The sequence below is a fragment of the Sorangium sp. So ce448 genome, assembly GCF_051520915.1.
GTDB lineage: Bacteria > Myxococcota_A > Polyangia > Polyangiales > Polyangiaceae > Sorangium > Sorangium cellulosum_B.
The window spans coordinates 9744052-9756999 of the sequence record NZ_CP150343.1 but is presented as its reverse complement, the minus strand read 5'-3'; the positions used below and the strand labels follow the sequence as shown (position 1 = coordinate 9756999).

General features: G+C 69.4%; 8 protein-coding genes. 6 read left to right on the top strand and 2 right to left on the bottom strand.

The genetic code is table 11. The features are described 5' to 3' along the window. The first annotated feature begins 17 nt into the window (after positions 1-17). The 3 genes from WMF45_RS36895 (at position 18) to WMF45_RS36885 (ending at position 6536) form a co-directional block, all read left to right on the top strand. Positions 18-4472 (top strand): S8 family serine peptidase, encoded by a 4455-nt coding sequence (locus tag WMF45_RS36895; protein ID WP_437710405.1) that lies wholly within the window; start codon positions 18-20, stop codon positions 4470-4472. 223 nt (positions 4473-4695) lie between these two features. Then, the gene (locus tag WMF45_RS36890; RefSeq protein WP_437710403.1) at positions 4696-5649 is read left to right on the top strand and encodes a pseudouridine-5'-phosphate glycosidase; all 954 of its coding nucleotides are present in this window, start codon (positions 4696-4698) and stop codon (positions 5647-5649) included. Further along, entirely contained in the window at positions 5646-6536 is an 891-nt protein-coding gene (locus WMF45_RS36885; protein ID WP_437710401.1) for a carbohydrate kinase family protein, read from the top strand. The genes WMF45_RS36890 and WMF45_RS36885 overlap by 4 nt, the downstream gene beginning before the upstream one ends. A 19-nt stretch (positions 6537-6555) precedes the next feature. Here the strand turns inward: WMF45_RS36885 and WMF45_RS36880 are convergent, their stop codons facing one another. Next, positions 6556-7230 carry a glutathione S-transferase family protein gene (locus WMF45_RS36880; protein ID WP_437710399.1) on the bottom strand — a complete coding sequence of 225 codons (675 nt, stop codon included), beginning with the start codon at positions 7228-7230 and terminating at the stop codon, positions 6556-6558. 71 nt (positions 7231-7301) lie between these two features. Between WMF45_RS36880 and WMF45_RS36875 the strand changes: the two genes are divergently transcribed. Further along, a complete protein-coding gene (locus tag WMF45_RS36875; protein WP_437710397.1) occupies positions 7302-8147 on the top strand; it encodes an AraC family transcriptional regulator in 846 nt (281 codons plus the stop codon). Positions 8148-8324: 177 nt separating this feature from the next. Further along, entirely contained in the window at positions 8325-9725 is a 1401-nt protein-coding gene (locus tag WMF45_RS36870; protein WP_437710395.1) for an extracellular catalytic domain type 1 short-chain-length polyhydroxyalkanoate depolymerase, read from the top strand. Here the strand turns inward: WMF45_RS36870 and WMF45_RS36865 are convergent. Continuing rightward, positions 9722-11173, bottom strand: coding sequence for a protein kinase domain-containing protein (locus tag WMF45_RS36865; RefSeq protein WP_437710393.1), 1452 nt, complete (start codon positions 11171-11173; stop codon positions 9722-9724). The two genes, WMF45_RS36870 and WMF45_RS36865, sit on opposite strands and share 4 nt — an antisense overlap. A 548-nt stretch (positions 11174-11721) precedes the next feature. Between WMF45_RS36865 and WMF45_RS36860 the strand changes: the two genes are divergently transcribed. Further along, positions 11722-12762 (top strand): hypothetical protein, encoded by a 1041-nt coding sequence (locus WMF45_RS36860; RefSeq protein ID WP_437710391.1) that lies wholly within the window; start codon positions 11722-11724, stop codon positions 12760-12762. The last annotated feature ends 186 nt before the right edge of the window (positions 12763-12948 follow it).

The following is a 12948-nucleotide window of genomic DNA, read 5'->3' as shown; positions in this document are numbered from 1 at the left end:
TGTGAGCAACTCCGCTCATGGGAGTGCAACCCGTAACGACTGTCACGCATCGAACGCCACCGGGGTTAGGAAATCCTAGAATTGGGGGGATTATGGGCAAATTCCTCGGGAAAATCCGATGGATCGCATGCCTGCTCTTGGTGGTGCTGGGCTCCTCTCAGCTCGGCTGCAGCGGCGGGGACGACCCGCCAGAGGGGCTGGTGGACGAGGCCGTGCTCGTTGCCACGGCGGATGGAGCACAGCCGACGTTCTGGATCGTCTTCGACGAACGCGCGGATCTCAGCGCGGCGCAGTTGATCAAGGACTGGGGCGCGAGAGGTCGATTCGTCGTCGATCAGCTGAAGGCCGTGGCCACGCGCAGCCAGAGCGGGGTCATCAGCGTGCTGCAAGCGCGGGGAGCGGCGTATCGCGCCCACTGGATCGTCAATACCGTGCAGGTGACCGGCGAGCGCGACCTCGTGGACGAGCTCGCGCGACGCCCGGAGGTCGAGTCCATCGTCCTCGACGGCGCCTTCAACATCCCGCCGGTCATCGTCAGCGGGGAGGGCGCAGCGGACGTGGCCGGGTGGAACATCGCCAAGATCAACGCGGATCTGGTCTGGCCGACGTACGGCGACGGCGAGGGGATCGTCGTCGGGAGCATCGACACGGGCGTCGCCTTCGATCACGAGGCGCTCGTCGGCCAGTACCGGGGCAACCTCGGTGACGGCACGTTCTCGCACGACTACAACTTCTGGGATCCTTCCGAGATCTGCGGGCCGCACGGCAGCGCCCCCTGCGACAACGAGGGCCACGGCACGCATACGATGGGCACCATCGCCGGCGGCGAGAGCCCTTCTGGAGACATCGGCGTTGCGCCTGGAGCGAAGTGGATCACCGCCAAGGGGTGCGAGGGTCTCTCCTGCTCGTTCGGTGCGCTCGTCTCCTCGGGCGAGTGGATGCTGGCGCCGACCGATCTGCTCGGGAACGACCCGAGGCCCTCGCTCCGGCCTCATGTGATCAACAACTCCTGGGGCGGCGGCCCGGGGAATCCCTTCTTCCAGGGAATCGTCAGCGCCTGGCGCGCCGCGGGGATCGCCCCGGTGTTCTCCATCGGCAACGCCGGGCCGGGCTGCGGGTCCGCAGGGTCGCCCGGCGACTACCCCGAGGCATTCGGGACCGGCGCCACGGACATGTTGGATGAGATCGCTTACTTCTCGAGCCGCGGCGCTTCGGCGTTCGGCCAGATCAAGCCGGATGCGTCGGCGCCCGGCGTGGGCGTGCTTTCGAGCGTCCCTGGCGGCTACGCGTTCCTCAGCGGCACGTCGATGGCGGCGCCGCACGTCACGGGCACGCTGGCTCTCCTCTGGTCCGCTGACCCGAACCTCATCGGCGACATCGACGGGTCCTTCGATCTGATCCGGAGCACCGCCCTCGACCGCCCGAACCTCGATTGCGGCGGCGACACGGATGGCGACCCCAACAACACCTACGGCGAAGGCCGGATCGACGCGCTCGCGGCGGTCACCGCGAGCCCGAGGGTCGCGGGCACGCTGCTCGGCACGGTCACCGACGCCGCCACGGGCACACCCATCGCGAACGCGACGGTCACCGCGACGCGGCGCGACGACGGACTCACGCTCACCCGCTCCACGGACGCGACGGGCGCGTACTCGATGCCCCTGCCCGTGGATCCGGCGCCCGGACCCGAGGAGTTCGACCTGACCGCCACGGTCTTCGGCTATGAGCCGGCCACCGCGGCGGTCGAGGTCATGCAAGGCGAGACCATCGTCCGCGCGTTCACTCTCACGCTCCTGCCGAGCTTCTCCCTCTCGGGTGTCGTGCGCGACGATGGCGGCAGGCCTCTCGCCGGCGCGACCGTCGAGATCCTGGAGGCGCCGATCCCGCCCGCGACGACGGACGCCGACGGCTTCTACACGTTCCCGGCCGTGCCGGTGGGCACCTACGATGCGCACGCGACCCGCGATGGATGCCACGAGGAGCAGACGCAGACCGTGGCCATCAGCGGCGACGCCAGAGCCGATTTCACGCTGGCCACGCGGACGGACCGGCTCGGTTACCGCTGCGACATCGTCCCGATCGAATGGGTCGAAGCGACCGACGTCCTGCGGCTCTCCGGAGACAACGCTGCGGTGGCCGTCGCGCTGCCGTTCTCCTTCCCTTTCTATGATCAGTTGTACGACACCGCCTACGTCTCGACGAACGGCTTCCTGAACTTCCTGGCGCCGAACACCTCGTACATGAACGAGCCCATCCCGAGCCAGGCCGCGTTCCTGCCGAACGCCGCCATCTACGCGTACTGGGATGACCTCTACGTGGACGCAGCCAGCACGATCGGGACGAAGGTGATCGGGGCCGCCCCCGATCGCGCGGTCGTGATCCAGTGGCAGCACGTTGCCCTCTTCATCGACCCCCTGTCGAGGATCGACTTTGAGGTGAAGCTCCACGAAAGGACAGGGGAGATCGATGTCTCATACCTGCGAACGTCCGGAAAGGCCAACGGGGCGTCGGCGACGATCGGCATCGAGAACGAGCTCGGCGACGACGCGCTCCAGTACGCGTTCGAGCGCCCTGTCATCTCCGATGGACTGTCCATCCACTTCGTGCCGCCGCCCCGTTCGACGCTGCGCGGGCTCGTGCTCGACGCGAACGACGGCCAAGGGGTGCCGGGCGCGACGGTCCGCGCGCTTCGAGCGGGTGAGGTCGTCGCGGAGACCACGGCTGGCGAAGGCGGCGACTACGGCTTGGTCCTCGAGCTCGGGACCTACACGATCGAGGCGACGGCCACGAATTACACCACCGAGGCCGCGACCGTCACGCTCGACGATGACGACGCCATCGTGACGCACGACTTCGTGCTGCGCACCGCGCGGGCGGAGGTGGCGCCGGAAGAGCTCGAGTTCATCGTCCTCCCTGACAACACGAGGACGAAGATCCTCACGCTGTCCAGCACGGGCAGTGAGGAGCTCGTCTGGTCGCTCAGTGAGCGGAACGCGTTGCCGGCGGCCGCGGACGCCGGGGCTCCGGTCATCGAGCGGCTGTTCATGGCCAGCGCGGACGTCCTGATGCCGAGCAACGTCGGCGGCGCGATGATGCCGGCCCGTCCATCGGCCTACGCGTTCCGGCCCGCAGCGCCGGCCTCGGCGGCGCGGATCCTCATCTACGCAGACGACATCTATCATCGCGAGCCGTTCTCGAACACGCTCCTCGATCAGGCGCTCCAGCGGCTCGGCCTGGCCTACACCGCGCACTACGACGGCGATTTCGCGGGATTCGAAGCCGACCTTGCCAGCGGCGGATGGGATATCGTGCTCGTTGCCAACGACTACTACGCGCCGCCATCCTCGATGCTGGACGCGCTCGACCGCTATGTGGCTTCCGGCGGCAAGCTCGGCTTTCACGGATGGACGGTCGGGCTCACCGCCCATCCGCTCTGGGAGCGGCTGGGCTTCGTATTGCGCGCCAACGATACAGAGCCACCCGACCCCGTCTACTGGTGGGATCCGACCCACCAGATCTTCACAGAACCGAACGTCGTGCCAGAGTTTACGGAGCTCCAAGGTTTCAGGTATGGCACGTACGGTCAGCACGTGGAGCCGCTGCCGGGGTTCGAGGCGCTGGCGGGCTACACGACGGCCGGCCCCGATCCCGATGAGGCCGCGTTGGTGCTGGGCAACGAGCGCCGCACGGTCTTCAAGGGCTTCCTCGACGGACAGAACGACCAGGACCGCAACGGCAACGGCGTGCTCGACGGCGTGGAGCTCTGGATGAACCTGAGCACCGGTCTGCTGACCGGGTTCGTCACCGACGTGCCGTGGCTCTCCGTATCCCCGACGTCGGGCACGCTCGCTCCGGAAAGCGCGCAGGAGATCGCCGTCACCGTGGACACGGCCTCGCTCGCGCCAGGCGTGTACAGAGCGGCGCTGGTGCTCGACTCGAACAGCGCGCGAGCGCCGGTCGTGAGGATCCCGGTCACGCTGATCGTCCCGGCGTACCTCCAGGCGGTGAACGCCGGAGGAGACGCCTACGTGGACGCCGAGGGCGAGCCGTGGGGCGCTGATCAGCCGTACTCCGCGGGGAGCTACGGGTTCACGGCCTACCGCGACCGCACGCACCGGACCCGGTCGGACATCGCGGGAACCGACGACGATCTGCTCTACCAGACGTACCGTTCGGACCCTGTCGAGTACCGCTTCGACGGCCTCCCGGCCGGCGTCTACGAGCTCGATACCCGGTTCGCCGAGCCACAACGGCGCACCCGCGCGGGCACGCACCAGTTCGACGTGATCGTGGAGGGGTCGCTCTATCTGCCGGCGCATGACATCGCCGGCGAGGTGGGACCGCTCACCGCCGACGAGCATGTCTTCTTCCTGCGAATCACCGACGGCCAGCTCAATGTCCGCTTCGCGCCTCGAGGCTCTGGAGAGCCCATCGTCAGCGCCCTTCGGGTGACGCACAGGCCAGACCTGTAGCCTCGTTCGAGCCTTCGCGGGCAGCGGTCAGGACGATGGCGCCCTCCGCTCCCCGCGGATGGCCTTCGCAGGCGCGCCTCGCGGCGATAGTCGGGTGAGATGGTGTTCACGCCCGTCGTGAGACTCCTGGCGCGACATGCAACAGCACAGATTCTGTGCCCGCTTGACGCTCGCGCCCGGTGCCCCTAAAGGCGCCCCATCCTCGCAGTCGAAGGACCTCAGCGTGTCGGTCAAGGACCACCTCTCCATCTCACCCGAGGTCAGGAAAGCGCTCGCTGGCGGCCGGCCGGTGGTCGCGCTGGAGTCGACCATCATCACGCACGGCATGCCGTATCCGCAGAACCTCGAGATGGTGCAGCGCGTGGAGGCGGTAGTCCGCCGGAACGGCGCCGTGCCGGCGACGATCGCCATCATGGACGGCAAGCTCGAGGTGGGCGTGAAAGGGGAAGATCTCGAGCGGCTGGCCAGGGGGGGCGGCAAGGCGGCCAAGGCCTCGCGGCGCGACGTGGCGGCGCTCCTGGTCCTTGGCGGGCTGGCCGGGACGACCGTGGCGACCACGATGATGGCGGCGGCCTGGGCCGGTATCCAGGTGTTCGCCACCGGGGGCATCGGCGGCGTGCATCGCGGGGCGGAGACGACCTTCGACATCTCCGCCGACCTCGAGGAGCTGAGTCAGACGCAGGTGGCGGTGGTCTGCGCGGGGGCGAAGTCGATCCTCGATATCCCCAAGACGCTGGAGACGCTGGAGACCCATGGCGTGCCGGTCCTGGGCTACAGGACCGAGGATTTCCCGGCCTTCTGGGCGCGGCAGAGCGGGCAGAAGGTGGACCACAGGATCGAGAGCGCCGAGGAAGCGGCCAGGGTCATCGCGCTGCAGTTCGAGCTCGGCATGGGCGGGGTCCTTGTGGCCAACCCGATCCCCGAGAGCCATGCGATGGACGCCAGGGCGATCGAGGCGCGGATCGAGGAGGCGATCCGGTGCGCCGAGATAGAGGGGGTGAGCCGGAAGGACCTGACGCCGTTCCTCTTGAAGCGCATCTTCGAGCTCACCGAGGGCAAGAGCCTCATCGCGAACATCGCGCTGGTCGAGAACAACGCGGCGGTGGCGGCGGAGATCGCGGTGGCCATGAGCGAGCTCGGGGCCAAGCGCAAGTCGAAGGCCAAGGCCAAGGCGTGAGCGAGGCCGACCGCGTGCTCGTGGTGGGCGACGTGATGACGGACGTGATCGTCCGCCCCGAGGGGCCGCTGGTGCGCGGCTCGGACCGGCGCGCCAAGATCGAGAGCCGCCCCGGAGGCTCGGGGGCCAACCAGGCGGTGTGGCTCGGCTCGATGGGAGCGAAGGTGTCGTTCGTCGCCCGGGTCGGAGCCAGGGACAAGCCGCATCTCGAAGCCTATTTCAGGGGCTTCCATGTCGACCCGATGCTCGTGGCCGACCCGCAGAGTCCGTCGGGCGTGCTGGTCATCCTCGTCGACGCCGACGGGGAGCGGAGCTTTCTTACCGACCGTGGGGCGAACCTCGCGCTCGAGCCTTCGGACATGCCGGTGGGGCTCCTGGACGAGACGCGGCTGGTGCTCCTCTCGGGTTACTCGCTCTTTGCCGAAGGGCCTCGGCGGGCCGTGTTGCGGCTCGCCGAAGAGGCGCGGCGCCGCGGCGTCCCGATCGCCCTCGACGCCGCGTCCGTGGGCTTTCTGCGGGAGGTGGGGGTCGGGAGCTTCCTTGCGTGGACACGAGGGATGTCGACGCTGCTCGCCAACGCCGACGAGGCAGAGGCGCTCTCGGGCACGGGTGACCTCACGGCGCAGATGATCGCGCTGGGCGCCTGTTTCGAGCGGGTGATCATCAAGCGTGGCGCGCGGGGCGCGGCGGTGGGCGGACGGCAGGGCGTGCGCCTCGACGAGCCGGCGCCTCAGGTCGAGGTGGTGGACACGACCGGGGCCGGCGATGCGTTCGCGGCCGGGTTCATCACCGCGGAGCTCCAGGGCGCGCGCGAGGCGGAGTGCCTCCGGCGCGGGATCGAGGCGGGATCGAGGGCGGTGAAGCAGCTGGGTGGGCAGCCGGAGTAGACGGCGTGCCGGGCGGCGATCAGCTCGCCCGCGCCTCCGCTGCGGCCGCGGCCTCGAGCGCCGCGGCGAGCTCGGCGTCCTTCGCCGCGATCCGCGTGAACGCCGGCCGGCTGCACACCCGCGCGACGTAGTCCGTCACCTCCGGCAGCTCGGGCACGAGCTTGAACTTCACCATCCACTCCAGCGCCTTGCCCCAGAGGACGTCGGCCGCCGAGAATCGATCGCCGAGCAGGTACGGCCCCTTCCGGAGTGCCTCCGCCACCACGCCGAACATCGTATCGAAATCTCCGTACGGAGACGTCGCGGCCGGGGCCGGATCGCGCTTCATCGCCCGATCGACGATGGCCGGCTCGAAGCACGACCCGTAGTACGCGATCCACCGGAGGTACGGCCCGCGCAGCGGATCCCCGATGGACGGGGTCAGGCCGGCCTCCGGGAACAGATCGGCGAGGTAAATGACGATCGCGACCTGCTCGGTGACGAGCGCGCCGTCGTGCAGGATCGCGGGCACCTTCCCGAGCGGGTTCACGGCGAGGTAAGGGGCCTTCCGCTGCTCCCCGGCCTTCATGTTCAGCACGCGGAGCTCGTGGGGCGCGCCCAGCTCCTCGAGCAGGATGCGCGTGCCCGCCGAGCGCGAGTTCGGGGAATGGAACAAGACGAGGTTGCCCCTCGGGGTCGTGGTCGAATCAGCCATGTTGCTGCCTCCGGGGCGGACGCTACTGCCGCGGCCAGGCCCGGTATTGTAAAAGAGCGCCAACCGCGATCATGAGCCCCAGCGTCACCCCCGAGGACCCCACCCGCGGCATCCTGAACCCCGCCGCGGGTCTCCAGCGCTTCTTCGAGCTGCACCGCCACGCGCCCGCGCCGGACCTGGCCAGGCTCGTCGACTGGCACTGGGTCGTCCGCTGGTCGCTCACCGCCCCGTTCGAGCAGGAGCTCTTGCCGCACCCCTGCGTCAACCTGGCCATCGAGGCGCCGGGCTCGGCGGTGCACGGCATCGGAACCCGGCGCGAGGTCGTCCGGCTCCAGGGCACGGGGCGCGTCGTCGCGACGAAGTTCAAGCCAGGCGGCTTCTTCCCGTTCGCGCCCCTCCCCATGCGCCGGCTTGTCGACAGCGTCGTCCCCCTCGCCGAGATCTTCGGCGGCGCGGCCGGGCCGCTCGAGCGCGCCGTGCTCGACCAGCCGGACGACGCCGTCGCGATCCGCGCCGTGGAGGAGCTCCTGCGCGCGCGCAAGGGCCCGGAGGACGCCGGGCTCGACGAGGCGATGGCGCTCGCCGTCCGCGCGCAGGGAGACCGCGACATCCACCGCGCCGAGCATCTCGCCCGGATCGCGGGCGTCTCGGTGCGCACGCTGCACCGCGCGTTCGAGCGGTACATCGGCGTCGGGCCCAAGTGGATCATCCGGCGGTCACGCGTGCAGGAGGCCGCGGAGCGCGTGGCCACGGGCGCGCCCGTCGCGTGGGCGGCGCTCGCGCAGGAGCTCGGATATCATGATCAGGCGCACCTGATCCGGGAATTCAAGGCCCAGGTCGGCTTCACACCGGCCGTCTATGCAGAGCGGTGCGCGGCAGCGAGGTCGAAAGGCGGCCCGCCCGGCGTGAAGGGGTGAGCTGCGGGTTCACGGCCAATCACAGCGCGAGAAGGCTCCATGATGCGCAGCATCTTGGTTCAATTTTCTCGAGCTGGAGGAACCCAAAGCGGCTTGCGCCTTAGTTCCTCTATCGATAGCATCCACGCGCCAATCGCGCGCCGTCGTCGGCGACTTCAGCTTTAGAGGTAATCGAACATGCGTCGATTTCAGAATCGCGTTTTCGTGGTCGCGTCGTTCTCTTTGGGGCTGTTCGCGGCCATGCCGGTGTACGCGGCGTCGGTGCAGGCGGTGAGCCGGGCGACGTGGGGAGCGAGCGGCGTCCCGAGCTACGTCAACATGAACATCTACGTGCCGGACAAGCTGGCCGAGAATCCGCCCATCGTGGTGGGCTGCCACTCGTGCAGCACGCCGGTGAGCTCGTTCTTCAACAGCATCTCCGGTGTCAAAGCGGGCGCCGACAAGAACGGCTTCATCATCATCCTTCCGGAGGCCACCGGCCGGAACTGCTGGGACGTGGGCACGACGAAATCGCTGACCCACGACGGCGGCGGCGACACGCAGGCCGTCGCTCAGATGGTGAAGTACACGCTCGAGAAGTACAAAGGCGACCCGAAGCGCGTCTACGTGATGGGCGGCTCGTCCGGAGCGATGATGACGCAGGCCATGCTGGCGGTGTACCCGGACATCTTCCGGGCCGGCGCGGCGAGGGCGGGGGTGGCGGCCGGGTGCTGGGCGGACGGCTTCGACGGGGGCCAGCAATGGAGCAACAACTGCGCGGGGGGCAGGACGAGCAAGTCGGCGCAGCAATGGGGAGACCAGGTTCGCGGGATGTTTCCTGGGTATACGGGGCATCGCCCGCGCCTCCAGATCTTCCACGGCACGGCGGACGCGACGATCAACTACAAGAACCAGGCCGAGGCGATCAAGGAATGGACGAACGTCCTCGAGCTGAGCGAGACCCCGACCTCGACCGACATGATCACGTCGGGCGGGACCACCTACGATCGCCAGTTCTGGAAGAACGAGTGTGGCCAGACGGTGTTCGAGGCATGGTCAGGAAGAAACGGCGCGCACTCCATGGCGTACGAGGCCGATGCCATCCTCGCCTTCTTCGGGCTCGACAAGGCCGGTGGCGCCGATCCGGAGACCGACTGTTCCGAGGCTGCCGGCAGCGGCGGCACGGGTGGCTCGGGCGACGGCTCCGGGGGTGATCAGAACGTCGGCGGCGCGGGGCCTGCCGCGGGGAGCGGCGGCGCCTCGGGGGACGGCGGAAGCGCGGGCGAGGGCGTGACCGTCGGCTCCGGCGGGCAGCCCGCTGGCGGCGGCGAGGTCACCACGACGGGCGGCAGCGACCCGAGCGGCACGAGCGGCACGAGCGGCACGAGCGGCGCTGCGGACAGCGCCACCAGCGGCGCAGGCTCGGAGTCTGCAGGTGAATCGGGTGAAACGGGCGGGTGCGCCGTCGTCGCCGGCGATGCCAAGTCGAAGAGCTCGTACGCAGCGGTCGTCGCCATGGGCCTCGCGCTGTTGACGCTCCGTCGCCGGCAGCGAAACGCCTGCTCTTCTAAAAATGCCAACAAGGGGTCTTCGCGCTAGAAGGGCACCTCCGGAATGGGTGCTCGGTCGGGCCCCGGCGCGGTCGTCGGCCTCCTCGACGGAGCGGGGACACCCGTGTGTGGTGTCCTGGGCGTGGCGATCGACGGCGGCCGTGCTGCCGTGGTGGACGTCGAGGGCGCCGGTGGCGCCGCGGTCTCGCCGGCGGCGTCCGCTGCCGAGCCCGTCGCCTCTGCGACGGGCGCCGCGGGCGTCACGCTCTCCAGCGGCTCCGGGGAGGGCTTGACCTCTGCTGGCGTGCTGGCGGCGACCTCCTCCGACGCCGGCGCGCCGGTCGAGGCGACCTTCGCATCGCCCCCGCCGCTCGCTCCGCCCCGACCGAGCGCGATGGTGACGCCGGCGCCGAGCAGCATCGTCATCGTGATACGGAGCACCAGCATCGCGCGCTGCGGCCGCTGCTGTCCGGCCTCCTGCGCCGTCGATCCGGCGCTGGTCAGGGTGCCGGGGCTCGCCGGCCGGGCCGCGGACGCTGGCTCGTCGACCCTGGCGTCGAGCGCTATCGTCCCGCTGAGCCTCGGTCGAGCGGTGCTCGGCACGCCGGAGCACGGGCATTGCAGATCGGGAATCGATGGAGACGCCATGCCCGCGACACGGCGGAGCTCACCCATCATCTCTCCGACCGACTGGAAGCGCTCCGCCCGCTCGCGGGCCAGCGCCCGCGCGAAGAAGGCATCGATCTCCGGCGGCAGGTCGGGCGCGATCAGGGACGCGCTGGGCACCGGACCGACCAGGATGTTGGCAATCACAGCGCCGAGCTGGGCCCCCTGAAAGGGCAGCTCGCCGGTGACGCCATAGAAGAGGATGACCCCGAGCGACCAGAGATCGCTGCGCTGGTCGATGTCCTTTTCGCCCCGGACCTGCTCCGGGCTCATGTAGTGGGGCGAGCCGAGCAGCTCCCCGGTGCGGGTCACCTCTTCCGTCAGCGCCGCGCCGGTCTCCTTGACGATGCCGAAGTCGAGGATCTTGACGACCTCGTCCTGCTCACCCTCAACGCGTACGAGGAACAGGTTGGCAGGCTTGAGATCGCGGTGGACAAGGCCGGCCTCGTGCGCGCGACGGATGGCCTTGCCCGCCTGAACGAGGATCAGGGTGGCGTCCACGAGAGAGAGCCGGCCGACGCGCAAGAGGCGCGTGCCCAGGTCCTCGCCCTGAAGCAGCTCCATCACGAGGTACGGAGTGTCGTCGTCGACGCCAAAGTCCTGAACGTAGACGACGTGTGGGCTCTGGAGGCTCGCGGCGATCCTGGCTTCACGCTCGAAGCGGGCGAGGAACGTCGACGACGCAGCATACGTCGGGTCCATGAACTTGACGGCGACGAGAGAGCCCAAGTTGACGTGTCGTGCCACCCACACCGAGCCCATCCCGCCGTGCGAGAGAGGTCGTTCGAGACGATACTTCCCACCTACGACGGAATCCGGAGCGAACTGCATGGTGATGGCTTCCTCCTGATAGCCGAGGGAGGTGAGGGGAGCGTACAGGATAGGAAAGGCGCCGGCCACGACGAGGCGGGAGATGTCAGATGGATTATGCTTCTGTGCGCCACGTTCCGGGCGCCTCGGGCTCGATACGGCCACGAGATGGCTCCCCGGATCGCCGTGGCAGGTCCGGGTCCGACGGGGGCGTCGAGAGCGCCGCCGGTACGTGACGTTCCTGACAGCGGCGGTGTTCGGCGAGGGGGATGCGCTCGGGACGACGGTGAGCGCGGACGCTGCGCACGCCGACGCTGCGCACGCAACGTCGGCGCGCGTTCGTACGCGTTCGTGCGCGGTCGGCGCGCGTTCGTGTGCGGAGCACCGGGGGCCCTGCTTGCGCGGCGCAGCACGCCGGGCCTCCGCGGCGGTCCGCCGGAGCCCGCGCCGGCGCCGGCGCCGCGAGAGAAGACCACGACGCCCCGACCTCCGAACCCCCGCGCGGCAGCACGAGACCGCCAGCGAGAGCTATTGCGATCCCCTTGCCTCCGTCTAGAATCCACACTGCAATGAACAAATTATTTCGCAATTCAACTATCATCGCAGCTGGTCTCTCCCTCGCTCTCGGCGCGCTGGCCTGTGGAGAAGACGACAGCCCGGCAGACCAGACTGGAACGGGCGGCGGGGCGACGAGCGGGTCGGGCGGCGGGGCGACGAGCGGGTCGGGCGGCGGCGGGGCAACCAGCGGGTCGGGCGGCGGGGCGACCAGCGGGTCGGGCGGCGCGTCGACGTCGACGTCGGCTTCGAGCGGCGGGGTGACGACGGCGTCCGGCGGCGATCCCAATCCCGATCCCGCGAACGCGCGGACCTTCGACCACCGCCACGCGAGCCTGGATGGTATCCCGGCGAGCTGCGTCGAGGCGCTCAAGTCGGGGGACTTCGTCTTCCACTACGCCCACCGCTCACACGGCTTCCAGATCATCGCCGGCGCCGAGAGCATCGAGGCGAAGACCCCTACCTACGCCTTCGAGAAGGAGTATTGCGCCGTCCCCCAGCAGGAAGGCGCCTTCCTGATGTGGGACGGGATGATCGACACCGACCTCATCCCGGGCGAGCAGTACTGGGCGACCGAGGCCGGGATCAACGGCGTGCGCGCCATCCTCGGAGGACACCCGGAGATCCGGTACTCGATGTGGGCGTGGTCGTCGGAGATCTCCGAGCAGACCGAGGAGGACGTGCAGCGGTACCTCGACGTGCTCGACGCGCTCGGGCAGGAGTTCCCGGAGGTGACCTTCATCTACATGACGGGGCCCGGCGACGAGGAGCACAACCGCGTGAACCGCGCGGAGCGCAACCAGCAGATCCGCGGTTTCTGCCGGGATCATGGGAAGATCCTCTATGACTTCGAGGACCTCGACGTCCACGCGGACGGCGAGCGGCACACCACCACGGTGGACGGCGTCGAGATCCCGATGCAGCACCCGCGTTACGACGTGGAGACGTCCGGCAACGCGGAATACGAGCACACCCACACGACCCAGGCCGGCTGCGAGAACAAGGCCATGGCCTTCTGGCGCATGATGGCCGAGCTCGAGGGGTGCGCGCAGTAGCCCCCGAGGCCGGCGGGCGCGCGGGCTGGCGCTCGGCCGCGGCGCGCCGCGCCGGCCGGCGCGCGGCCCCACGAGCCGCTGTCTTTCCTGTCGGTTAAGTCCCGGTTTCCGGCGGAGGACTCCGCCGGATCGCGTCGCTCACGTCTTGTGGGCCGCCTTGCGCCCATGCTACTCGGCTGTCGCACG